A 25,310-nucleotide genomic window follows, 5' to 3' on the forward strand; every position below is an offset into this window, starting at 1 on the left:
TGACTGTGACATAAGTCGCGAAAAAAGCGTAATGAATAACGGATATCCGTTCATTCATTACGCTTTTCTCTTGTTTTTTTTCATGATGAATAATTAAACGAGCTATACTCTCCACATGTTTCACAGATATAGTAATAGTTGCGTTTCTTCTTATTATAAAGTTTCAACTTCTTCCCATTTTTACAACTCTTGCATTCTTCTAATTCAGTCAAGGTTTTATAATAAAATAACTCACTGATCATTTCTGGATAAAAATGCGCAAGCAGCTCAATCAGCTTTTTTCTGTCAACCAACAGTAGATTATCACCGGCTATTTCTAATGCTTGATCTGTAAAAAAATGTGTAGTGATGAAAAGCCCATTGGGAAACCCTTTGTCTGGAAAAATCCCTTTAAATGCGGCAACGAGTGGCTTACTGATCCGCTCCGTTGTCTTTTGCGGATTCCAAGCTTTACATTGGACCGCTATTGCCTTTTTATTATTAGAAAAAGCATACACATCAATACCACCATCTTTGTAACCATCGATGTTTTGGACGGTATATCCCATCTTTTGTAAAATACATTCAGCAATATAATTCAAATCCTCAGATTTACAGGTTTCTAATTGAGCCACAATCTTTTTCAATTTTTTCGGGTATGTACGTTCATTAAAGTTGCTTAGTTCTGGTAAATTAATAACTTCCTTCTTTTTCTTAAATGAAAACATGCCTCTTCCTTTCTTGATTGTTTTGGATGTGATTAGTTAAAGCTTAGCTAGTAAGTGGTCTTTGATTATGTAGAATAAAACTGGTTCTAAGAGAGGAAAAATCTACTTTTCTCAAAAAATCGTTTGAATCCGGTGAAATAAGTCAAAATAAGAAACTTATATAGGGATATTATTAATTTAATGATAATTTTATTTAAGCTAAAAGTCAATTGAAGCTTGAATATTCAATAACAATCGAAGGTTAAATCAAATCACTCTTGATCACTGCTTCATTTAAGAAAATTTTTAGATAGGATTCGTTATAGTGCTAATTTCCACATTCTTGTCTTACTGATCTATTGAGTCCTCTTACTTTACTTGTAACAGATTCTGAATGGTTTCTTTCGCTTTAGCAGTTGAGTGTCTATTACCTATAAAAATAAAAAAAGGTTTCCCTCGTAAAAGGGAAACCTCAGAAATGTTGCCGAAACAACATTTGCAGTTATTTGTCTTATTCTGCAGCGTTTGTGTCTTTGAGACCGTATTGATAGCTTTCAGAAATCTTAATGATAGCTGACATAACTTAATAATGTGTTTATCACACTTTTAAAAAATTTAAATTAGCTACAAAATACCAGTAAATCTTACTCGGTATGGTCAAAAGTATGGTCAAAAAATACTTGCCAGTGTATTAAAAGTAAGAAAAAAGAAAACCACTCACTAATTTTGATTCCAAGCATCATTTTGGATAAATCGATAAAAAACAAGCGTTACAATTAGTAGTCCACTCTATCAAACAGTTTTCTCCCTCTCCAATCTGTATTTGGCTCATCTAAATATGCCGAACCGTATGTTTCAAAAGCTTCACAATTCAATGATAGATCCTCTAATAAGAAATCCTTAAATAGCTCACTTGTTTGCAATACCAAATCTATACCGCTTTTATCAAAACCATCTGGTTTAGGAACTTCTTCCAAAATTTTCACAAGTCTGTCTAATGGGTTAGGATGAGTTCTATAAGAATGAAATGAAGGTCTAATTTGATTCATCATACTTTCACCTACATCAAGAAAAATAAACCAAAGTAGAGAAGAACTATAGACCTCTTGAAATTGAAATTTATTATATTTGGGTAGCATTAAAGAATTTATATCGGCTTCAAACTCTTTTTTTTGATCTAAATTAAAAAATTCACTTTCATACTTAATACCATCGATACTTGTATAAAAAGGGAGCCTAATCAAGTTTCTTTTATCTAAATGGTTACACAAATGATGTGAAAACTCATGTCCGACAATAAACTGAAGTTGCCATGCAATATTCTTTTTTATTTTCTTACTTATTTTGTTCGGGACTTTGCCTCTAGGATCAAGAGAAAAATCCATAGCTTCTGTTTTCAAAAAGATACGCATAGCTATTCTAAGAGAATTCATACGTATATTGTATGGAATTTCTATTTCGAAGTTTAATAATGCTAATGACATATAGTAGATAAAATAGTATAACGATTCATTTAGATAAATAATCTTACCAAACTTTTGATTGTTTTCTGCATATCCATTTAAGTCATCAGAAAACATATTACCAAAACTAATTTGCTCACAAAGAGCTTTATCCTTATTCGAAAGGCTCTTGAGAAAGTTATTATAGTGCGAAATTGCAAATGATTTTTCAAAAGACCAATTTTTTGAACTTCTTGCCTTCGCGCAATATACTCTAGTAAAACGAGCATTGTCAGCGACAATATTGGCTCTTTTCTGCAAAATGTAGTCATTACCATTTTGAGGATTAAGAATTCTATCAATTTCTGATTCATTGCAAAATCCAGTAAACCAACTTCTTTCTATGAATTCATCCATATTCTCATTACTTGATACCGCTTTGGGTTCTCCAAAAAGATAAAAATCACCTGTTTTTCCAGATATTTTCTTTGGAAAAGTATTTTTTTTAAGTAGTTTCTCGTTCATCAACATCTCTCCTTAAAACTATCAAAGGACTATTTCATAGAAAACCGATAGAGCCTGATAGGGTACAAACCGCTTTAAATAATTATTTAGAATTCAATAAAACCTTGAAAATTGTTAGTAAAACTTATTCAAGAAGACCAAAAGTATGTTCAAAAATCGTTTATCAGCTACCTAATGAACACACATATAAATAAAGAAATGGAATCTCGATAAATATAATAATATAGTTGAGTTTATCAAGATTTCTTCAAAATCTTTTTGATAGCTTTCAGAAATTTTGGTGGTAAATGATACAACTTAATACTGTCTTTATCACACTTTTACAAAATTTAAATTAGCTACAAAATACCAGTAAATCTTACTTGGTATGGTCAAAAAACTTACCAGTATATTGAATCTCTATCAAAATATATTTTGATAGAGATTGTTTTTCTAAAGTCTAAGTTGACTATTCCTGAATGCTTTTCTGAGTTAAATAACATTGTACTATCTTCATACTATACGATTAAGAAAAATTATTTCACTAGACTTTACTGAATTATAGGTATTCATTATAAAAATAAATTTTAAAAAGAGAATATTATGCAATTTTATGGCTATTACAATAAAAATCACATTCTTTTAATTAGATCAAACTCTTCTTTCCTATCTCTTTTATTTTTAGCATTTTCGATATACGACGTATAATCATTCTTAAAATCATCAATATGAACTAATGATATATAAGAATCATCGCTACTATCATACAACCCCTCACATAGATTAGATTTATAACCTTCTTTAATATTAAGCATATTTTTCCTAACCAAATTATCAAAATCTAAAATAGTAGTACAACTTTTCTCTTTACCACATACATCACATTTGTGAGTACTACTTTTTCTAATCAAGTCTTTACTTTCATCCGTGTAGACTGCAACAACACCATTTGTTCTATTATCTGCCCTATCCTCTAAGGAGTATCTCAACTCGTCGTATAGCCAATCATCATATGTTCCAAAGATATTTTTACGATAGTTGACAGCTTCAGCTGTTAATAACACTATGGTTACAGAAGTTTTTTTTAGCTTTTCATACAAATATTTCTGTATAGTTTCCTCACTCATTTCGCTACGATCCTTATCTTCTGATCTATTGTATACCTCTGTAGATGAATCAAATAATTCTGTTAATTCTTCTTTCAATTCCTTTCCATCACTAAATCGAAACGAAATAAATACATTTGTAGCCATAAAACATTCTCTCCCTCACTATATTTTTTGCATTTCAATAACAATATCAAGAATCAACCGCGCTAAGTTATTAACGTCGTCATAATCTTCAAATCTATGCGATCCCAATTCATTGATTTGCTCAATCAGTTTCTGATTTTTACCATAATATTCATTTGGATTTTGCATTACAGTGTCAAAAATTTGTTTGCTAGCGCCACCTGTACAGCCAACAGGAATAATCTTGATTCCTGCTTTATGTGCTAATTCAAACTCTTCAATCATTCCAGTTGATACTACGCATTCTCCTTTTTCAATCTTATTTCCGAAAAAGAAAATAGAAATACCAACATTTTCCAGCATTTTTTTTCGATATAAAGTCCAATTAGTATTGTTTGTTTGTGGAAAAGGATAGACTTTGAGGTGATCATCTAGTTTAAGCCAAGGATTCCTTGAAACAGCATTGATTACTGCATCTATTACCTGAGAACCTATACCTAATCCAAATCCTGAAGTAAGCATATTACCTTTATCTACAAACATTTCACTTGCTGTTGTTACTAGTTGATCTGCTAATCCATCTATCTTTGTATTTGTCACCTTTGCACCCGATATAAAAATATTATTTAGGTTTACCATTCTTTTTATAATTTTTAAAATTGGGGTAATATCAGCATAACTCTCTAGTGAAACTGCATTTATTCCATATCTTTTTAAATCTCTAATTTTTAGTTCTTGTTTTGTTTTACGCAAATCAAAATCCGGGGTACTTTCATTACTTTTCTGGTGTACCTTTTCAATAAAAAAGTAATGATTTGGTTTATGTTCTCCTACTAAAGCTCTTATTCTAGCAAGGATGTAATTTAAATTAGGATCATCAAAACTAAATCCGATAAATAAAAATTTTTTTTCAACTAAATCTCCCTTTAGTGCAGTGGTATATACTAAATGGGTATCATTGTATGTTTCATAATCGTTTTTAGTAATAATTGCCTGTGCAGGTTGCTGTAAATCACCGTGCATTTTATAAATTATTAGATCACTGCTTTTACCTTTCAGAGAAAAATCAGTTGGAGAACGCTTCACCAAAGCATTCTTGTATTCTTTCTTATAAGCTTGTTCTAAAAGATCATCGTAATTTGTGGTCCAAATAGTTTTTATTGGTAATTGTGCTATTAATTCCTGATTAATATTGGGGGTAATGTAATCCTCAAAACTTGACACAATTATTTCGGAAATTTCCGTTCGAGAGCCCTTAAGATTTTCATAATACTGCGCCATAGTTGCCATATCTGTTGTTGTATCATTAGATAGTTTTAATTCTTCCGCAACATCTTTCAATAAATCCGGCCAACTCATAGTTCCTGAAGGAATTGATAGCCCTGCACCGGCAAATATAGCTGCATTATCATTTTTGATAGCCTTTACAAAATCCTTAATAAACATTTTTTGATCATGCGTTAAAACCATTTGTCTTCCCATAAAATCCTCCTTTTTCAAACTGTATAGATACAATATAGTTTCCAAGATTATTATTTTTGTCCTATTAGTTAATTAACACTGATATTATAATCATTCATTTTCTTAATCAACGAGCTAGCAGTCTAATAAATAGTCCGTGCTTCATGCTGTGAAAAATTATTTTTGAAGAACGGGATATCATTTCCCTTCCGTTTTACCAATGAAGATAATTCACAAATATGAAGAAACTAATTCAATGTGATACAAGATCTATAAATAAGTAGAATATTTCTGAAAAAGCTTCAAAATAAACTTGGACTTGATTTAGTTACTTGGGCTTTATCAGTCATCTAAGACACCTTAATCATCAAATTCTCACCTTAATAAATTTTAACAGAGCAATTTTGAATACACTAGTAATATTCGTTTTTATCTATCAATACAATAATGCCACTATATTCTACTTTTGAAAAGGAGTTTTACTAATAAATTATTTTAATATGGCTATTCTAAAATAAATAAAATTTTATAAAACATCTATTTTTTTAAGTAGGATATACTTGTTAACCCATAAAAAAATTCATTTACTGTTTTTAGTTTGTATTTTTGCTAAATAGGGAAATAAACGACCCGTTTCGGGAATAAGATAGAGTTTTCAGACATTTTCCTGATACACTTAATATACAAACATATGACTATATTAATGTAATTTTTCAGCCGCGCGGATATGCCATTTGTTTGTAAATATAGGGAAGAGAGGATTTCATCATGAAAAAAATTATTGTTTTTCTTGTTGGTGTGCTGTGCTTATCCACTTTTGCTTTTACTGGAACGTCCGTTTATGCCGAAGTTAATGAAGAAAACGTTTCTACGCTCAATTCCGATCAAACTAAACAACTTGCCGAAGTTTTAACTGGACATTTGGGAAATCAATTTAATAACGGACAAAAAGAAGTAGTTATCATTGATGCGGATGGTTTGCAATTAGAGTTGGATAGCATTAGCTCACCTATCACTTATGAAGAGTTGGTGGATGTGGTAAATAACTTCAACTATTATATTAAAGCTGAAAATGGAGATGGTCCAATCTCTGACATAGTAAACACTCCTATCGTAAGAGCACGGGCTATTAATTGTTCTACTGTTATGGCAGCAATAGGTGCCATCCATGCCGGTTCATATGCTGTTGCAGCTTCACTTTTAGGAGTTACAGGTCCAGCAGCAGCTATTGTACCTGTAGTTGTTGGCTTGGCATATCAGCTTGGTTCTTTACTTTGCTAATCGCTATTACTCTATAATTTAGTAAATTTGGATTGAGGATGATTTATCTTTTCCAATTCATCCTCAATTTTTGGGAGGAATTTGATATGCAGAAAATCCAAAACCATAAAAATATATTTCTTTCACTTTTTATAGTTCTTCCAATAATGTTGTCTTTAATCGTATTAGTGTTTTATAATAAAGCTAAAGAAGAAGTCCATACTGATACTGACACTACCACAACCTCTGAAATTCAAGTTTCTGACCAAGATTCTCAAGTAAATACTACTCAAAAGAATAGATATTTAGAATACACCAAAAATTTTTCAACTATCGAACCAAATCAATTAAACGACATTATAGATAATGAATCTCCGTATGTTTATTTTGGAAGAGTGACCTGTTCTTATTGTCGTGCATTTGTGCCAGACTTAGCAAATATGTCAAGTCAGAAAAATATACTTATTTATTATATTGATACTGAAAATACCAATTCCGATCCTGACATACAAGCTATCCGTAAAAAATATTCTATAGATTCAGTTCCTTCGTTAATCAAAATTACACAGGGAAATTCAGATACTTTCATAAGTTATAATACTCAAGACGGTATCAATGAATTGGATAAATTTCTTTCGAATTAGAGGTGACTTCATTTTATGAAAAGCAACAAATATTTATTGTTACTGTACGCATTGCTCATAATGACTGCTGTTTTTTCTGTATTATCAACCAGCTTAATTGTTACAAAAATAGGGTTTATGATTTGTACTGTTATATTCTTCATACTTTTAAATTGGCCTCGAAGAAAAAAATAATTTTGATTTTCAGAAGGAGGTAGATTATTTGTGAGTATTTTTATTCTTGACGATCAACAACCTCACAGAGAAGGTTTAAAAGAATTAATAAATGATGCAATGCTTAAAAATAATTACGCTTTAGAACCAATCTATCAATTTAATAAAGGTAAAGAGTTAATTGAGTTGGCTAAAAGAACTCTTGAGTTGAATTTATTCTTTATAGATATTCAATTGAAGCATGACCGATATGGTGGTTTTGAAGTTGCTAAAAAAATTCGAGAAATTGATACTGAAAGCATAATTGTTTTTATATCCACTCATTCCGAATTAGCTATAGTTTCATATCAATATATGATTTCTGCTTTAGGATTTCTAGAGAAGAGTTTAGAAATCGAAAAACTAAAAAAAGAAATTATCAGAATTTTAGAAATTTTCTATTCAAAAAAACATCTTAATTCTAGTACTGAATTTTTTATTTTCAAGAACAAATCATTAGAATTGAAACTTCCATTAAAAGAAATCCTATACTTCTCTACTATATACGATCATAAGATAGATGTAGTTACTTTTAATCAACTCAAAGAGTTCTACGGTAGTTTAAAAGAGTTAGAAAAGATAAATCCTAAATTTATTAGGATACATCAATCATATCTAATAAATTTATATAACCTGAAGGGAATTGACAAGTCTTCTAAAAAAGCAGTTATGGCTAATAATGATATATTGCCAATTTCGAGAAAATTTTATAAAAAAATAATAGTAGCCTTTGAAACAGAAAAATTGAATTTATCTAGCAACTAAGGGAGGTAACTATCATCAATTCTTTTGTTAATTACATAAGTAAAGTCATTTTCCAATGTAAAGAAGACGATCAATCTTTACATTCTCAATGGGTTCGATATTATGTTGAAATATTTCTCGTTAGTTTGAGCAATTTTATTGGAGTTTTTTTATGTTCACTCTTATTGAAAACCCTACCTCTCACTATTATCTCTTATATGAGTTTTGCCTCTATAAGAATTTATGCTAAAGGCTGGCATGCTTCAACAAAATTACAATGTAATATAGAATCACTATTTTTCTTTTCCTTTATTCCTTACTTTGCTCAAAAAACAGTAATGGGATTTCAAATGAAATTACTGATCATAATTACGGTGTTTATCATATTGCTTTTATGCGCACCTCAAGAAAATTCTTCTACTGGGAAACAGAATATTTTTGTCGAAAAAATTCATAAATGGAAAGCTTTACGTTCCCTTTTTATTTTAACAATAGCTTGCTTTGCGACATCTTCTTGGTTAGCAACAGGTATTATAATTGGCATCGTTATTGAAGCAGTCATGGTACTACCATTTACTAATAAAATAATACAAGCAGGAGGAGTAAAACTATGAATACAATAAAACGGTATTTACAAGCAAAAATGAATAAAATGGTGGAAAAATCTATACTGGGACATGAGAAAATAATACAAGCAGTTAGATTTAGTCCTTCACTTTTTGGTGTTTGGTTTTATGAAGTCAAAAAACCAAATGAAAAAGAGCAGCATAAATGTTAGAGTTTTTTATAGCTACTCTATTAAATATTAGTGCGTTGTTTTATTTCACACTCAAACTTTTACGTATTTCGGAATTAATATCAAAAAGATTTATTATTCTTATGATTATCTTTTTGAGTTCTATCGTATTCGTTTTAGGATATACTACATTTCCTTGGCTACAATATATTTTAGTTTACCTTTTCATGTACTTTTTTATAGGTAAAGTTACCCATTTTTTTAGCAATAAAACAGTATCTTTCATTATATGCTTTTCAATATTATTGAATGTTGTTATAAATTATATTGAGAATTATGCCATTTTAGAGTTATCTAAATATTTCATCAATATTAATCCTATATATTATTATTTACTTGCTCAGATTATCCATGTCATCATTGTTTTCTCTATCTCTTCTGAAATATATGGAAATTTCAATCATTCAATTAGAAAAAATCAGTTTATAAGTACTGTATACCTTATTTCTATTGTACTCCTTCTTCAATTCATCTTATTTACACATTTTATGACTTTAGAAAATTTTAATTCAGAAATTATTAATTCTAGTAATCTAGTCATTCTATTAATCTTTGGATCTGCCGTTCTCTTTGCCTTATTAGGTTATGGTGCATATAAACAAAGTAAGGATACTCAGAAAGAAATAATATCCCGAATCAGCAATTATACGGAACAGGTTGAAAAATTGTATGGTGAGGTATCGACATTTAGACATGATTATCTTGGTATCCTTTACTCATTAAAATTAGCTATTGATAGAGAAGATATGAAAATGATTAAAGAAATTTATGCAAGAACTATAGAACCTACAGAAGAAATTCTGAATAATCAAAACTTCGAGATAGCTAAGTTAAACAAAATAGAAATTCCTGAGATTAAAAGTCTAGTTTACGCAAAGATAAACTCAGCATGTCTTCAAGGTATCAGCGTTTTTGTAGACATTCCCATTTGCATAAAAGAAATAAAAACAGAACCATATACAATGATGCGAATACTTTCTATTTTATTGGATAATGCAATTGAAGATTCAAGAGACTCTGAATTAAAAGAAATGAATGTTTCTCTCATATTAGATGAAGCAAACTTCACAATTATCATCTCCAATTCAACATCACAAGAAACTATAAATCTAAAAAAAATTTATCAGCATGGCTATTCAACTAAAAAAGATACTACTCATAACAAGCAAAGAGGATGGGGACTTTTTTCTTTGAAAGAGATCATTAATGAAATAAAAGGTGCAACAATACACACTACTTTCATTGAGCCTTATTTCAAACAAATCGTTGAACTACCTCAAGAATAACACAATGAGCCACCTACATACAGATTGCAGAAATTAAGCTCAAAGATAATTGGTGTTGTCTGGTGACTAAAATAGAAAAGCACTTAAACTAAAATGACAGTTACTACTCTGTAAGATTTTAGTTTAAGTGCTTTTATTAATTTCTGTAATTCTCTTATAGTATGAGTGTATTGATATCGACATCCACTAGTAAAACCTTTTTTCATCTCCGTAATTCGCCAACCAATCCGCAATTCCAACACTAAATGTTGTCTTCCCAAATCCGTTTTTCATGTTTTTAACAGATATAACCTTACCTTTTTTGTTTTCAAACGATTCATCCATAAAAAGTTTATCTCCTGTACATTCATCTTTACTACTTCTATAGTATCATGTTAGAAAACTTGATTAATGTTTTATCACTCTTTAAGATTAATAATTTCCAAACAATCATTCCTCAAACCAATCATTCAACTCATCTGGCATTTTGTCACGATACAACTTAATCAATGCTGGGCGTATTGATTGGAATATCTGCACCAACTCTTCCCCACCCCATTGAGTGGAAAAAGGCTTATTCGTAAACAACAGTGATAAGGAAGAAATAAACATTTCTGTATCTCCATCTGTGCCTAGAATATTAATCAGTTTGCCTATTAAATACTCTTCATTAAATTTCAAGTTATGTTTCGCATCAAAATTTTTTATCGCTTTTTTGACTAAATGAACGACTTTTTCTTTTTCACCATATTCAACTTCACCACTCTTATCAATATAATCATTGATTTCAGAAGAGATAATAACTATCACATCTTCTTTTTCCTTCTCCGATAGTTCAATTAATGATTTATCATTCAGAAGAGTGTCTCTTGTAATCTCCTCTACATAATCCCGCATGATTTTAGCGGAATACTCCGCAAAATAATTCTGAATAAAATCTTCCTCTGGATAACCTACTCCATTTTCCCAAACATGATTTTTAAAATCTTCATTATAAAATACATTCTCGATTTTATCAACTATTTCTGGATAATCTGCCACCAACTGTTCATAACCAATCAAGATTAAATAATCATGTATATATTCTTTGACACTACCAAAATAAAACCAGCCTACAGGTTTTCCACTGATACTGGACAATTGATTAATAACATTTTCAGGCGCTAGCGCATAACCTTGAACATAGGAGCTGATAGTTGGTTTCTTTAATCCCAAGCGGTTGCCTAACTCCGCAAAGGACAGCCCCATACTCTCTTTGATTTCCTTGATTCGCTGTCCTACCTTTACTTTATCAGGTTGTAATAAACCAAACATAGATGACTTCCTCCTTGTCATTTTTCATTATTATACCATTCGTATAAAGATTCGTATATATATTTTTTAACAAATCTCTTGACTTCGTATAAAAAAACGTATAAAATGCGAACTATAGACGGCCGTCTATTTTTTTAAATCAACCGTATAAAATATCGTATAAAAAGGAGACTGTTATGCCAATTAAAATCAATGATCTCACCCTACCAAAAGAAAAACTCGAAAAAGAATACCAAGTCGTCAATGTCACTCGCTGGCAAAAAGATGGGGAAATTCTAGGCTGGAGCTACGAATGCATCCTACCGAAACTACGCTACGAAAAAATCAGTGTCAAAGTCAAATCCGAACACCCTGTGATTACTCTTGAAAAGCTTAACCAACAAGGCTTAGCTATGGTTACTTTTACCAATTTGGAGATTACACCTTGGGGACGATCGAATGGTCAGTTCGTAAGCTATGGCTTGTCGGCAACGGCAGATGTGGCAACCTTGATTACGAAAAAGCAAGGTTCCACTGTACAAAACTAATTTCCCTATGGGTTCGTTGGGTGGTTAGGATAGAAACGGCGGGGCAACGCCCACAAGCCGTTTCTATCCGCTAAGACCGCCCAATAAACGCATAGGCGGGAAGGACTGCCAAGCAGGACTTCCTACTTAACTTGATTTATAGACCAACATCAGGAGAAAAAGATGCCTGATCTATTCTTGATCTTTGACAACTAAATAGGCACCAAGGAGTGATGATTTTTGAAGGCTTACAATCAAAAAATCATTGAAACTCCCACGTATACTGAAATTTATGACTATGAAACGATCATTACACCAAAACGAAATACTGATAAAAAAGAAGTGACTCTAGAACGAAAAAAACAACTTGCTTGGCTTTATGATGATGAAATAATTGAGAAAAGAAGAAACTTCGATGAATTATCCGCTAAAAAACAATACAGCAGCTTGAAACGAAAGCAACAATACTACAAAAATATGCGTTTCGACATTGCACGACTGGTGGATACAAATTTTGATAATAGAACTAAATTTTTAACACTTACTTTCAGAGAAAATGTTCAAGATATTGATTATGCAAATAACGAATTCAAAAAATTTATTAAACGACTAAACTATGCACTTTATCATACTAAAAAAGCAAAAATAAAATACCTTGCGACGTGGGAAAAGCAAAAACGTGGCGCTGTCCATTATCATATTATCTTATTTGATTTCCCTTACATTTCCGTGAACCACTTAACCACGATCTGGGGACATGGTTATGTCAAAATAAATCAGATTGATGTGGACAGTGTTGAAAATCGTGGGCGTTATATCAGCAAATATTTTGATAAAGAGTTGGATTTAAAAGAGCATAAGAAAAAAGCATTTTTTAAATCAAGAAATCTTAAGTTACCAAAAACAACTCACAAATTAGCTGAACAACCTTTCGATTCTAACAATCAAGACGTGTTATATACCAGTGAATATCTCGTAAGACGTCCAATTTTTTACAGTTCTCTCAATGAATCGGGACAACCAGAAATGAAGATGGATTTTCAAGAGAGTACTGTTCGTTACACCAAGATAAAAAAATGAATTCTAATTTAAATAGTCAATTTTTTGAAGGAAGTGTTAATAAAAATGAAAATACAAGTACCGTTAGAATTTGACGAGAAATTTGCGGAAACTGTCGCTCAATATATTCTTGATTCGCTTCAAGTACAACAAAATCAATTTCACTCTGTCATTGATTTGCCTCCATATCCAAATAGAAAACAAGTTAAAAAAATTTTAAAAATTGGAGATGAACGTTTGAATCAATGGATTGAGAATGGATTGAAGGTTATTCCATTTGGCAAGGAAGCTCGGTTTGATCGTAATGACATACGAAATTTTTTAAACCAACTCAAAACTTGAAATTGACTCGTTAATAAAAAAAGGGTAGCATTACCGACAAGAAAGGAGAAAAAAATTCCTTAATATACTGGCAAGTTATATAAGGAGAATTTACATGATAAAAAAATACAAAAAGAAAAATGGCACTACTGCTTATATGTACAAAGCATATCTGGGAGTTGATCCATCTACTGGAAAAAAACGTTATACTACCAAGCGCGGTTTTAATACTCAACGAGAAGCCAAACAAGCTTATAACCGGTTAAAAGTTCAAGTACAAGAAAAAGATGTGTTAACGGACTCTAATCGCTTATTCTCGGAATTAGCTAGCGAATGGATGGCACAATATAAGAACACTGTTAAAGAAAGCACCTATGTTGTACAACACTTAGCAATGGAAAAACACATTTTGCCACTCTTTGGACATCTTAAAATCTCAAAAATTACTATTCCCTATTGTCAAAAACAAGTCAATCATTGGTATTCTTACTACCGAAAATACTCTAATTTAATTGGTATGGTTTCATCTGTATTTAAATATGCAATCGGCCTACGACTCATTCGTAATAATCCGATGGATGGTGTCATTCGTCCAAAACGAAAGAAAAAAGTGGATGAACAGGCATATATAGCTCCCTATTATACCAAAGAAGAGTTGTTGGAATTTCTAGAAATTGCTAAGAAATATCCTGATCCAATTTATACGATATTTCGTATTTTAGCTTTTACAGGTCTGAGAAAAGGGGAATTACTTGGTCTTCGTTGGAAAGATATCGATTTTGAAAATTATACACTTTCAGTCAATCAAACGCTAGCAACTGTAGAAAACTGGCGATTAGAATTTCAAGTACCTAAGACAGAAAAAAGTTTACGAACAATCTCTCTGGATGATGAAACCATAAAAGTTATTAGACATTGGCAACTTAGACAAAGAGAATACTTTCTGAAATTTGGCATTCAAGCGACTAAGGGTGGTAAGCAGCTCCTATTTACTAACGAAGAAAACAAGCCTTATTATTTAGACTTTGTAAATCACAGCTTAAAACGCATTATAAAAGAGAATCAATTGAAATATATCACACCCCATGGCTTTCGCCATACCCATTGTAGTCTTCTATTTCAATCAGGAGCTTCCATCAAAGAAGTTCAGGTTCGCCTTGGGCATACTGATATTAAAACGACAATGGATATCTATGCCCATGTAAGTAAGAGACAAACCGAAGAAACTGCCAATCGTTTTGCGAACTTCATGGGTGATTCCAAAGAATATCAAGAATCAATTGGTATGGTCAAAAGTATGGTCAAAACACAAAAAAAGCAGACTCCAGCTAAAATGAAGTCTGCTAAACCTTGATTTAACAATGTTTTGATTATTCTGCAGCGTTTGTGTCTTTGAGACCGTATTTTTTGTTGAAACGGTCCACACGTCCGTCTGCTTGTGTGAATTTTTGACGTCCAGTGTAGAATGGATGTGAATCAGAAGTTACTTCGACACGGATCAATGGATACGTGTTGCCGTCTTCCCACTCAACAGTTTCTTGAGAATTCTTTGTAGAACCTGATAAGAATTTGAAACCAGTAGTTGAGTCCATGAATACAACTGGATGATAATCTGGATGGATATCTTGTTTCATTTCTTCTTCTCTCCTTTGCCCTGGCTCATTTGCTTCACCAGAGTTGATTTGTCGATTTTACAACATGACTATCTTACCATGTTTGGTTTTTAGATGCAATTATCTTTTTATATTTCTTTTTTGCCGTTTGTCTCCGAAATGGACATCATGAAAAGCCGCTAAAAATTCTTCATTGTTCTTCGTTTTACGCAAGAATTGAATGAATTGTTCTGTGAACTCCAAGGAATCCCCCAACATGTTGTTGCGTAAGCGCCAGGTTTCTTCCAATTGCTCGCTGCTCATCAGCAATTCCTCTTTACGGGTACCAGATTTCTTGATGTCGATCGCTGGGAAGATCCGACGTTCTGCTAAGCTGCGAGAAAGCTGCAGCTCCATATTGCCGGTTCCTTTAAACTCTTCATAGATGACATCATCCATGCGGCTGCCGGTATCCACCAGTGCGGTGGCAAGAATCGTCAAACTGCCGCCTTCTTCAATATTACGGGCAGCACCAAAAAATTTCTTTGGTTTGTACAAAGCAGCTGGATCGATCCCGCCGCTTAGTGTACGTCCGCTTGGCGGTACCACTAAGTTGTAGGCTCTTGCCAAACGAGTGATACTATCCATCAGAATCACGACATCACGCTTGTCTTCTACCAAACGCATCGCCCGTTCTAGTACCAATTCAGAAACACGGGTATGGTTGCTAGGCTGCAGGTCAAAGGTTGAAGAAACAACATCGCCTTTGACACTGCGTTCCAGATCAGTCACTTCTTCTGGGCGCTCGTCGATCAAAAGAACGATCAATTCCACCTCAGGATAGTTGTCAGTGATCCCATTGGCAATTTCTTTCAAGATGCTGGTTTTCCCAGCTTTAGGCGGAGCAACGATCAGTCCCCGTTGGCCAAAACCCACTGGCGACAGCATGTCGATCATCCGCGTAGAAAGGCGTCCTGACGTTGTTTCTAATTTTAAATGACGATTCGGATAAAGCGGCGTCAGCGCTGGAAAATGCGGACGCTCTTTGGCATCTTCTGGATCTTTGCCATTAACAGACTCAACGTGCATCAATCCATAATAGCGCTCAGATTCCTTGGGCGGGCGCGCCTTACCGGCGACTTTATCACCATTACGCAAACTAAACCGACGAATCTGTGATGAAGAAATATAGATATCTTCTGCACTCGGTCCGTAGTTGATTGGGCGTAAAAAACCGTAGCCTTCTTGGCCTACGATATCCAAGATTCCTTCCATATAAAAGAAGCCTTGTTTTTCCGCCTGCGCCCGTATCACAGCCAATGACAATTCTTTTTTATTCATCTGGCTGTAATAAGGAATTCGAAACTCTTTGGCAAAGGTGTAGATCTCTTTTAAGGTTTTGTTTTCCAACTCTGCCATCGTAAGATAATCGCTCATAATTACTCCTCTATCATTTGAATATCAGCTCCAAGAGCCGTTAGTTTTTCGATGATATGATCATAGCCGCGCAAAATATACTCGACATTAAAGACGCTGGTCGTGCCAGTCGCCATCAATCCGGCAATGACAAGACAAGCTCCTGCTCGCAAATCAGAAGCGACAACTTCTGCTCCGTGCAATTGGCTCGGTCCGCTAACAAAAATCATGTTGCCTTCTGTCGTTGCTTGTGCGCCCATCCGTGCTAATTCAGGAATATGGTTGACCCGTTTGGCGTAAATCGTGTCCATGATCTCCGACGTTCCTTTTGCTTTTAGCAATAATGGTGTGATCGGCTGTTGCAGGTCTGTGGCAAATCCTGGATAAGGATAAGTTTTCACAGTCGCTGGTTTCAAGTCTTTTGAGGGATGCACATAGATTTCATCTTCGCTGATATCCATTCGCACGCCGATTTCTTCCAATTTCGCAATGTAGCTTTCTAAATGCTCATAAATCACATTTTTGACAGTAATGCCTTCCCCCGCTGCTGCGGCTAAAGAAAGGTAGGTTCCTGCTTCGATCCGGTCTGGAATGATGGAATGACGACAACCGTGCAATTCTTCCACGCCTTCGATACGAATTTCATTGGTACCTGCACCTCTGATTTTCGCTCCCATATTATTTAAAAGGGTCGCAACATCAATGATCTCAGGTTCTCGTGCGGCATTTTCAATGATCGTTTTGCCTTTGGCTTTTACTGCTGCCAGCATCACATTGATGGTTGCTCCGATGGAGACCATATCTAGGAAGATACGTTCGCCAGTCAAGCCTTCTTCTTCGGTACGCAAATACATGGCACCATGTTCGTTGGTGACTTTTGCGCCAAGTGCTTCGAAGCCTTTAATATGCAAATCGATTGGTCGCGGACCTAAGAAGCAGCCGCCAGGCAACCCAACGACGCCTTCACCAAACTTCGCCAACAATGCCCCCATGAAATAGTAAGAAGCTCGTAGACTATTGATTTTTCCGTTAGGCATCGGGATCGAAACGATGTTTGTCGGATCGATTTCTAGCGTATTGTTTTCAAAATGGGTCTTCACACCCATGATTTCGATAATCTCAATTAATGAGTGCACGTCTTGAATGTCAGGCACTCCTTCTAAAATGACCGGTGAATCAGCTAAGATCGCTGCCGGGATCAATGCGACTGCACTGTTTTTTGCGCCGCTAATGGTGACTTCACCTTTTAAGGGACGATTGCCGTTGATGACAATTTTTTTCATGGAATTCCACCTATACTCTTTTTTAATTTATGTGTATCATTCCAATTTTAGCACAGATCACTCAAAGAAAAAAGATGCAGGATATTTTTGATCCCCGCATCAAGAATATTTTCTTGGAAAGCAAAAAAACTCTTAGAATCGGTGATTCTAAGAGTTTTGATCTTTGATTAAGATTAAGCTTTACCAGCTGAACCGAACCAGTCGATGTGTTCTTCTGCATCTTTAACGATTGCAGCAACACCTGGTGCTAATAATTTACGAGGGTCGAATCCTTTACCTTCTTTATCTTTGCCAGCTTCGATGTATTCACGAGTTGCTTTAGCAAATGATAATTGGAATTCAGTATTTACGTTTACTTTAGAAACACCCATTGAGATTGCTTTTTCGATTTGGTCTTGAGGAATACCAGAACCACCGTGTAATACTAATGGTACATCAGAACCTACTGCATCAGCGATTGCTTGTAAGTGGTCAAAAGCAAGGCCTTTCCAGTTTTCAGGGTATTGACCGTGAATGTTACCAATTCCGCAAGCTAGGTAATCAATACCAGTTGCAACCATTTGTTTACATTCTTCGATGTCAGCTAATTCGCCAGAACCGATGATTCCATCTTCTTCTCCGCCGATTGAACCAACTTCACACTCAACAGAAACGCCTTTTGCGTGTGCTTTTTCGACAACTTCTTTAGCCAATTTCAAGTTTTCTTCAAATGGTAAGTGAGAGCCATCAAACATAACAGAAGTGTAACCAACTTCGATACATTCCATTGCTGCATCATAATCACCGTGGTCTAAGTGGATTGCAACTGGAACAGTGATGTTCATTGAATCAACCAAGTTTGTAACGATGTCTTTAGCAACTTTGTATCCGCCCATATATTTGGCAGCACCCATTGAAGTTTGGATTAGAACTGGCGCTTTTTTCGCTTCAGCAGCTTTTAAAATCGCTTGTGTCCATTCTAAGTTGTTTGTGTTGAATCCGCCGACTGCATATCCGCCTTGACGAGCAGCTTTTAAGAATTCAGCTCCTGATACTACTGGCATAAAAAATTCCTCCTAAGTTTTGAAAAACTTTATTTGTTAAGCAATGCTTAACCGACAATGCTATTTTAGCAAAGATTTGCGGTATTTGCTACTAAAAAGAGGAATTTCTCTTTTCAAAAAAAGATTGCACAAATATAAAAATCCAGCATTTTCATCATCTTTTCTGAAAGTCTAGGATTCTGTAAGGTTTTGCTCTTCTGTCTGTGGTCGTTAGATAACAAATCGGCATGTGAAAATTCGAGAAAAATTTCACATATTTTTTCGTTATTTTATCATAATCTTCCAGCAAATCCTTTCTTCTTCTCTTTTGAGCATAAGAATAGCCTTGTGAAAGCGGCTATATTATTATGTAAAAAAGGAGGGATAAAATGAAAAAAGCGCTTATTGGATTTTTGGCAGTCATCGGAGTTCTTTTCTTGGCAAGCTGTAGCTCGGGGGCCAAGGAAGAAACCAAAACATTCACAATGGATCAAAATGGGGTTTCGATGGAACTGGTCTTCACTTATGAAGGCGATAAAGTAAAAACTCAGACTGCGAACAATGTCATGCCTTATTCAGCGATCGGGGTAACGACTAAAGAAGAAGCACAAACCGTGCTTGATCCGATTGCAGAACAGTATCAGCAAGTCAAAGGGTTGGACTATTCCCTCGACTATACAGATAGTGAAGCGACTGAATCATTGACCATCAATTATGATGAGTTGGATTATGATTCAGCGAAACAATTGCCTGGGGTTAGTTTCGAAGGAAACACCGAAAATGGGATCAGCATGGAACGTACAGAGGAAATGCTCTTAGATCAAGGGTATAAGCTAAAAGAATAATCCTCTCTAGGCACCAGCAAATCAACATGGGTTTCCCGCTGGCGGATTTCATTCAAACTGCTAGCGAAAAAAATAATGCATCAGCCAAAAACTTCCGGTCGTTTTGACGGAAGTTTTTTGTGTGCAGAAATGGATACCTTCTACCAACGCTCATGCAAGTTTCAACCTTTTACGGACTACTGGGATGGCGCAACTCAAAAAAACTCCCCATCTTGAGATGAGGAGTTTCGCACATTCATTGCTTGGTTTGCCGCTAGCGATTATTATGGTTGGCGGTTATCCAATGAAGCTCCAACAAAGGCTTTGATCAAGCGTTGTGGGCGAGTTGGACGAGAAATCAATTCTGGGTGGAATTGGCAACCCACGAAGAATTTGTTTTCTGGGATCTCAACGATCTCAACCAAACGATTGTCTGGTGATACACCTGAGAAAACCATCCCGTTTGCTTCAAAGATTTCACGGTATTTGTTGTTGAATTCATAACGATGACGGTGACGTTCTTGAACAACTTCTTCTCCGTCATAAGCTGCAGCTGTTTTGGTGCCTTTTTTCACTTTACATGGGTACAAGCCTAAGCGCAATGTCCCACCTAAGTTTTCGATGTTTTCTTGGTCAGCCATCAAATCAATGATGTTGTTGGCTGTTTCAGGATCGGTTTCTGCGGAATTGGCATTTTCCAAGCCAACGACATTGCGGGCATATTCCACACAAGCCATTTGCATCCCTAGACAAATCCCTAAGAATGGCACATCGTTTTCCCGAGCATATCGGATCGCTTCGATTTTTCCTTCAATCCCGCGATCACCGAATCCACCAGGAACGAGAATACCGTCTACTTCACCTAAGTAAGAATCCACGTTTTCTCGTGTGATTTCTTGGGCTTTGATCCAATCGATCTCGATGTCAGCATCAAAGGCAAAACCAGAATGTTTCAAAGCTTCGACAACTGATAGATAAGCATCTGGCAATTCCACGTATTTTCCGACTAATGCGATGCGTACTTTTTTCTTCAAATTCAGTACCTTTTCTTCCAATGCTTGCCACTCGGTCATGTCAGCAGCTGGTGCAGTCAGTTTCAAATGATCACACACGATTTGATCCATGCCTTGCGCTTGCAGTGCCAATGGGATCGAATAAAGGGTCTCAACGTCACGAGATTCGATCACGGCTTCTGGTGCCACGTCACAGAATTGTGCCAATTTGTTTTTCGTTGATTGTCCTACGGGTTGTTCTGTCCGAACGACCAAGATATTTGGTTGAATCCCTAAGCCGCGCAGTTCCTTCACACTATGTTGTGTCGGTTTGGTTTTCATTTCGCCTGCTGCTTTCAAATAAGGAATCAGCGTCGTATGGATGTACATCACATTGTCTGAACCTACGTCTGCTTTCATTTGACGCAAAGCTTCTAGAAATGGTAATGATTCAATATCCCCTACTGTACCGCCGACTTCTGTAATGATCACATCTGAATCAGTCATTTTGGCTGCCCGCATGATTTTTTCTTTGATCTCGTTGGTGATATGCGGGATCACTTGAACAGTCGCGCCTAAGTATTCTCCTTTACGCTCTTTCCGCAAAACTTCTGAATAGATTTTTCCAGTTGTTACATTTGAGTATTTGTTCAAATTGATATCGATAAAGCGTTCATAGTGACCTAAGTCTAAGTCGGTCTCTGCTCCATCATCGGTTACGAATACTTCACCATGTTGGTATGGGCTCATCGTTCCTGGATCGACGTTGATGTACGGATCGAATTTTTGAATCGTTACTTTCAAGCCGCGATTTTTCAACAGACGTCCTAATGATGCTGCTACGATCCCTTTACCAATAGAAGAAACCACACCGCCGGTTACAAAAATATATTTTGTCATAAACTGAAAAACTCCTTTAATCTATTTTACAGGAAAAGCATTTAGAAAATAATAAAAGCTCCCTATCCATAAATGAATAGGGAGCGAAAATTCTAAATCACTTTCTGACTCTTGTAAAGAGTGCCCAAACAGAATGATACATTCTCACCTAGCAAATGTCAAGAAAACTTTATTTGATTTTTTCAGAAAAAAACGAAGTTTCCAGACAAACCGCTTTACTTATTGATACAGCTGGTTCCTTCTTTTTCTCGACTAAATTCTATGGTTATTCTTTCTTAAACAACCTTCATGTTTTCTGCACAACTTTTTGCAAATTTTTCATTGCTTCTTACGAAATCGTTGAACTCTCTTTGGCATAATACAAAGTGTAGATGAAGTCTGGCGCTTTACTCGTTTTGGTAAAAATGATCGGAACGTATTTCTGGTTATTTTTGGCAAAGACGAGGTGCAGGTTCGATTCCTGCCTTCTACGCTAGTGATGCGGTTGAATGGGAGCTCTGAGGATCAATCGCAGCAATCCTTAGACTATTGTTTCACCAACGAAACAAAATCAACGTTCGTCCAAGCATTTGCTGAAGCCTTGCTATAAACCCCGATTTCACAAACACCTGTTGTAATTGGAATGTCTTTGATTGTAATTTTTGTCCATTCACTGGTTTTATCAACCGCAGTATTTAGTTCCGCTCCACCATAATTTTTGATATATAACTGATTGGTATCAAACTCTCCCCCAGACATTACGTAGGCACTCAATGTGTAAGTTCCATCGCTGATGCCACTAATATTTTGATAAGCTGATGCCTCGTAAGCTTGGTCCTTCCAAAAAGTTAATTTGTAGTCTCCAAAAAAAGTCCCTGCTTCCGTTTTGATCGTACCTTCAGCTGTTCCTTGTTGAAACCACGTTTGCCAATCGGAAGGACTGGTCGTTGGTCCATCGCTCTCGAAACTTGCATTTTTAACCAGATTTGTTTGCGTCCCTGCTTGTTTAAACGCACGCAAGCTTGGCAAGGCGTTTCCAGCAAAATCAAACATCGCCTGGTTGTCCCATTCGTTTCCCATAGTGGATTGAACACCGAGATAATTCATACCTGCTTGTGTTGCCCAACTCACGTTTCCGTTGTACCAAAGAGGTTCCCAGTAAAAGAAGCCCGCCCCGCGATCATTCGGCACCGCTTGAATACGATCGGCTAGATCCAGCAAATACTCTGCTTGTCCTGACGGCGTTGGTTCATATCCCCCCGCCGCTGCTTCGGCTTCGCCAAAGGCATTTGGCATAGTATCTGCATTCGCTGTTGTATGCCCATAAGCTGTTTCAACTACGATCACTTCTTTGCCATACCGTTGACTGATCGTATTCATATTGGTTTGAAGTTCATTCATTGAACCGTGCCAATACGGATAATACGATACTCCAATTAAATCAAATGACACACCCCGACTGGTGATTTCATCAAACCACCAAGTAAATGCTCCTGTATCGCCACCATCAGCTAAGTGGAGCATTACTGGAGTTGTTTTAGGTTGAGTGTCTCGAACAGCTTGGACACCAGACTTCAAAAAAGTAGCCAATCGATCAAACTCTCCCCCGTCTTCTCCCCAAGACTTGCCATAAGGCCAGAGCATGCCACTATTCAGTTCATTGCCGATCTGAACCATATCAGGATAAACGTCTAGCTGCTTCATTTCCGACAGAACGTTCTTTGTATAGTCATACAATGCCGTATTCATTTCTTCAAAGGTCAGATCTTGCCACGCTTTAGGAACATTCTGTTTCCCAGGATCAACCCAAAAATCACTGTAATGGAAATCTAGCAACACGTTGAGTCCAAGACTTTTTGCTCGTTTTGCAAGGGCAATCGTCGTTTCCAGATCATTTGTCCCTGCCCCATAACTTTCTCCGTTACTATTATAAGGATCCTGCCACAAACGCAGTCGAACATAGTTGACACCATTATTTTTTAGAATCTCTAAGGCATCTTTTGAAATACCATCTTCATAATATTTTGCACCAGATTTTTCCATATCTGACAAGATTGAAATATCTGCTCCGCGAATAAACTCGCTGGCAGATGCTTCAACTGTTTTTGAAACAGCCCCCAAAGTCCCTATCACAGCTGCAAATAAAGCGACTTTACGCAACCAAGCTCCCTTTTTCATTCATTTGCTCCTCCTTTATTGAAATTGGCTCAGAATAAATTGAACGGCTTTTTCAGGATCTCTCGTTAATCCGATATATTCTGCTCCTTTTGTCGCAACCAGCTTGATTCCTAAGCGATCGGTATCTTCTTTGATATCATCATAGTAAGAATTGACTTGCGGTGCTAAGACCACCATATCAAAATCCTTCAGCATTTCGTAATGAGAACCATAAGCACCCGCCATTGCACTGATCGGTGCTTTCGATTCAGATGCACCTTCTTTTAAAGCATTAGCTAACATCGCACTTGTCCCTGCTCCAGCACAAAGCACCAACACATTGATTTCTTTATTTGTATCGCTGATAATTTGTCTCGCTGCCACAGGTACTTCCTCACGTATAGCAGCAGAAGCACCTTCTTCGGTTGCGATCACTTCCGCTTTTTGTGCTTCTTGCTCTACTAAAACAGCATCGTATGCTTTACAAAATGGTAGATAGATCAGGAAGTCAACGACGATTAGAACCGCTGCTAAAACAAAGGCTAACACCCCCATGCCTGTTCCTAGAACCAAACCGATCGGTGCCGGAGTTGCCCAAGGTAAAACGTACATAAAACTGTTCATGCCTAGCACATCGACAAAAAACTTAAACAAGCAAACATTTACAACTGGTGTTAACAAAAACGGAATGAAAAAATAAGGATTCAAAATCATGGGTGCTGCAAACAACAATGGTTCATTGACAGCAAAACTTACTGGAATAAAGGAAGCTTTCCCGACTGCCTTCAATTGTTTAGACTTAGCAAAGAGTAAGAAGATAAAAGGAACGACCAATGTGGCCCCAGTTCCTCCCATAGTTCCTACAAAATTTCCTAAACCGACTGTCAGTACTTTTGAAGCTTGCTCACCGGAATTGAACAATTGCAGATTGGTTTCCACATTGGCATAGATAATTGCTGCAATTGCTGGTTCCACGATCGACGGTCCATGAACACCGACAAACCAAAATAGCGCCATCGCTCCCCAGATAATAGCGATTCCTAAATAACCGTCGGCTGCTGTGAATAATGGCTGCAGCACAGTAATGATTGCTTCTGCAAATGAGATTTGGAAAATTTGCCGAATACCTAAATCAATTAAAACGGCCGCAAATACTGAAAAAGAGAAAGGAAAAATATCTCGGAAGGTTTGCGAAATCGTACCAGGAACTTCTTTAGGCATCTTAATGGTAATATCTTTCAGCACACAAAACTTATATAAATTAACTGTTAAAAATGCAGCGACAAAGGACGCCAAAAGCCCCTTTGTCCCCATGTATTCCGTTGAAAATCCGCCTTCGATTGGAGAGACGCTTAACAACAGGAAACTTACCACAGAAGCCAGCATCACAGAAGTCGTGTTGATTACTTTGTTTTTCGGTAAGCGGCGATTCATCGAATCAGCCAAGCAGCGAGCAGTGGTTGCTGAAACAAGTAACCCTACAACCCCCATCGAATAATTATAGACTTTCCACAACCAAGTGGAGACAGCTTCAGGCCATTGGTAACCAAAAATCTCAGGAACCGCAGCAATCAAAATGAATATGCTTGAGAATAAAATAGCCGGCATCGCTGTTAAAAATCCGTCACGAACGGCTCCCAGATAACTATTGCGTGAGATTTTTTCAAAAAACGGTTTCCCTTTTTCGATTTGTTTAATGATTCCATCCATAGCGTTCTT

At 35.8% G+C, this 25,310-nt stretch carries 24 protein-coding genes; 11 read left to right on the forward strand and 13 right to left on the reverse strand.

Annotated elements, in window-relative coordinates; genetic code table 11:
• Positions 1–80: 80 nt before the first annotated feature.
• From IGI71_RS14100 to IGI71_RS14115, 4 genes are all read right to left on the reverse strand, one after another.
• Positions 81–707 (reverse strand): restriction endonuclease, encoded by a 627-nt coding sequence (locus IGI71_RS14100; RefSeq protein ID WP_005228410.1) that lies wholly within the window; start codon positions 705–707, stop codon positions 81–83.
• 755 nt (positions 708–1,462) lie between these two features.
• The gene (locus tag IGI71_RS14105) at positions 1,463–2,653 is read right to left on the reverse strand and encodes a hypothetical protein (RefSeq protein WP_430615831.1); all 1,191 of its coding nucleotides are present in this window, start codon (positions 2,651–2,653) and stop codon (positions 1,463–1,465) included.
• Between the two features lie 611 nt (positions 2,654–3,264).
• On the reverse strand, positions 3,265–3,885 hold the full coding sequence (locus IGI71_RS14110; RefSeq protein ID WP_430615833.1) for a TIR domain-containing protein: 621 nt from the start codon (positions 3,883–3,885) through the stop codon (positions 3,265–3,267).
• 18 nt (positions 3,886–3,903) lie between these two features.
• A complete protein-coding gene (locus tag IGI71_RS14115; protein WP_430615835.1) occupies positions 3,904–5,346 on the reverse strand; it encodes an SIR2 family protein in 1,443 nt (480 codons plus the stop codon).
• Between the two features lie 747 nt (positions 5,347–6,093).
• On the opposite strand from IGI71_RS14115, the gene IGI71_RS14120 reads away from it, so the two are divergent.
• The 6 genes from IGI71_RS14120 to IGI71_RS14145 all read left to right on the forward strand — a co-directional run bounded on the left by IGI71_RS14120 (position 6,094) and on the right by IGI71_RS14145 (position 10,247).
• Positions 6,094–6,606, forward strand: coding sequence for a hypothetical protein (locus tag IGI71_RS14120; RefSeq protein WP_430615836.1), 513 nt, complete (start codon positions 6,094–6,096; stop codon positions 6,604–6,606).
• Between the two features lie 86 nt (positions 6,607–6,692).
• Entirely contained in the window at positions 6,693–7,229 is a 537-nt protein-coding gene (locus IGI71_RS14125; RefSeq protein WP_430615837.1) for a thioredoxin family protein, read from the forward strand.
• Between the two features lie 204 nt (positions 7,230–7,433).
• A complete protein-coding gene (locus IGI71_RS14130) occupies positions 7,434–8,186 on the forward strand; it encodes a LytR/AlgR family response regulator transcription factor (RefSeq protein WP_430615838.1) in 753 nt (250 codons plus the stop codon).
• Positions 8,187–8,200: 14 nt separating this feature from the next.
• Complete coding sequence (locus tag IGI71_RS14135) at positions 8,201–8,779, forward strand: accessory gene regulator B family protein (protein ID WP_430616355.1); 579 nt, start codon at positions 8,201–8,203, stop codon at positions 8,777–8,779.
• Positions 8,776–8,943, forward strand: a complete 168-nt coding sequence (locus IGI71_RS14140; RefSeq protein ID WP_430615840.1) for a hypothetical protein — start codon at positions 8,776–8,778, stop codon at positions 8,941–8,943. The genes IGI71_RS14135 and IGI71_RS14140 overlap by 4 nt, the downstream gene beginning before the upstream one ends.
• On the forward strand, positions 8,937–10,247 hold the full coding sequence (locus IGI71_RS14145) for a GHKL domain-containing protein (protein WP_430615841.1): 1,311 nt from the start codon (positions 8,937–8,939) through the stop codon (positions 10,245–10,247). The genes IGI71_RS14140 and IGI71_RS14145 overlap by 7 nt, the downstream gene beginning before the upstream one ends.
• Before the next feature lie 186 nt (positions 10,248–10,433).
• Here the strand turns inward: IGI71_RS14145 and IGI71_RS14150 are convergent, their stop codons facing one another.
• Both IGI71_RS14150 and IGI71_RS14155 read right to left on the reverse strand, forming a co-directional pair.
• On the reverse strand, positions 10,434–10,571 hold the full coding sequence (locus IGI71_RS14150; RefSeq protein WP_430615842.1) for a hypothetical protein: 138 nt from the start codon (positions 10,569–10,571) through the stop codon (positions 10,434–10,436).
• A 105-nt stretch (positions 10,572–10,676) separates the two neighbouring features.
• Positions 10,677–11,540, reverse strand: coding sequence for a helix-turn-helix domain-containing protein (locus IGI71_RS14155; protein WP_430615843.1), 864 nt, complete (start codon positions 11,538–11,540; stop codon positions 10,677–10,679).
• Positions 11,541–11,716: 176 nt separating this feature from the next.
• Between IGI71_RS14155 and IGI71_RS14160 the strand changes: the two genes are divergently transcribed.
• The 4 genes from IGI71_RS14160 (at position 11,717) to IGI71_RS14175 (ending at position 14,780) form a co-directional block, all read left to right on the forward strand.
• A complete protein-coding gene (locus IGI71_RS14160) occupies positions 11,717–12,067 on the forward strand; it encodes a hypothetical protein (protein ID WP_430615844.1) in 351 nt (116 codons plus the stop codon).
• A 219-nt stretch (positions 12,068–12,286) separates the two neighbouring features.
• Positions 12,287–13,126, forward strand: a complete 840-nt coding sequence (locus tag IGI71_RS14165; RefSeq protein WP_430615846.1) for a rolling circle replication-associated protein — start codon at positions 12,287–12,289, stop codon at positions 13,124–13,126.
• A 45-nt stretch (positions 13,127–13,171) separates the two neighbouring features.
• Entirely contained in the window at positions 13,172–13,447 is a 276-nt protein-coding gene (locus tag IGI71_RS14170) for a DNA-binding protein (protein WP_430615848.1), read from the forward strand.
• Between the two features lie 94 nt (positions 13,448–13,541).
• Complete coding sequence (locus tag IGI71_RS14175) at positions 13,542–14,780, forward strand: tyrosine-type recombinase/integrase (protein WP_430615849.1); 1,239 nt, start codon at positions 13,542–13,544, stop codon at positions 14,778–14,780.
• Positions 14,781–14,796: 16 nt separating this feature from the next.
• Here the strand turns inward: IGI71_RS14175 and IGI71_RS14180 are convergent, their stop codons facing one another.
• The 4 genes from IGI71_RS14180 to IGI71_RS14195 all read right to left on the reverse strand — a co-directional run bounded on the left by IGI71_RS14180 (position 14,797) and on the right by IGI71_RS14195 (position 18,760).
• Positions 14,797–15,060 (reverse strand): type B 50S ribosomal protein L31, encoded by a 264-nt coding sequence (locus tag IGI71_RS14180; protein WP_005233979.1) that lies wholly within the window; start codon positions 15,058–15,060, stop codon positions 14,797–14,799.
• A gap of 99 nt (positions 15,061–15,159) precedes the next feature.
• Positions 15,160–16,455: a transcription termination factor Rho gene (rho, locus tag IGI71_RS14185; RefSeq protein ID WP_005228301.1), complete on the reverse strand. Its 1,296-nt coding sequence runs from the start codon at positions 16,453–16,455 to the stop codon at positions 15,160–15,162.
• Between the two features lie 2 nt (positions 16,456–16,457).
• Positions 16,458–17,717, reverse strand: coding sequence for a UDP-N-acetylglucosamine 1-carboxyvinyltransferase (locus IGI71_RS14190; RefSeq protein WP_060791464.1), 1,260 nt, complete (start codon positions 17,715–17,717; stop codon positions 16,458–16,460).
• A 173-nt stretch (positions 17,718–17,890) separates the two neighbouring features.
• On the reverse strand, positions 17,891–18,760 hold the full coding sequence (locus IGI71_RS14195; protein WP_005228297.1) for a class II fructose-bisphosphate aldolase: 870 nt from the start codon (positions 18,758–18,760) through the stop codon (positions 17,891–17,893).
• Between the two features lie 368 nt (positions 18,761–19,128).
• On the opposite strand from IGI71_RS14195, the gene IGI71_RS14200 reads away from it, so the two are divergent.
• Positions 19,129–19,584, forward strand: a complete 456-nt coding sequence (locus tag IGI71_RS14200; protein WP_005233973.1) for a YehR family lipoprotein — start codon at positions 19,129–19,131, stop codon at positions 19,582–19,584.
• A gap of 263 nt (positions 19,585–19,847) precedes the next feature.
• On the opposite strand, the gene IGI71_RS14205 is transcribed toward IGI71_RS14200, so the two are convergent.
• The 3 genes from IGI71_RS14205 to IGI71_RS14215 form a co-directional block, all read right to left on the reverse strand.
• Positions 19,848–21,455 carry a CTP synthase gene (locus tag IGI71_RS14205; protein WP_060791466.1) on the reverse strand — a complete coding sequence of 536 codons (1,608 nt, stop codon included), beginning with the start codon at positions 21,453–21,455 and terminating at the stop codon, positions 19,848–19,850.
• Positions 21,456–21,980: 525 nt separating this feature from the next.
• Complete coding sequence (locus IGI71_RS14210) at positions 21,981–23,612, reverse strand: glycoside hydrolase family 53 protein (protein WP_060791467.1); 1,632 nt, start codon at positions 23,610–23,612, stop codon at positions 21,981–21,983.
• A 15-nt stretch (positions 23,613–23,627) separates the two neighbouring features.
• A complete protein-coding gene (locus IGI71_RS14215) occupies positions 23,628–25,301 on the reverse strand; it encodes a PTS lactose transporter subunit IIBC (RefSeq protein WP_010749966.1) in 1,674 nt (557 codons plus the stop codon).
• Between the last annotated feature and the right edge of the window lie 9 nt (positions 25,302–25,310).

The sequence above is a fragment of the Enterococcus sp. DIV1279b genome, assembly GCF_050531515.1.
GTDB classification, from domain to species: domain Bacteria; phylum Bacillota; class Bacilli; order Lactobacillales; family Enterococcaceae; genus Enterococcus_D; species Enterococcus_D casseliflavus.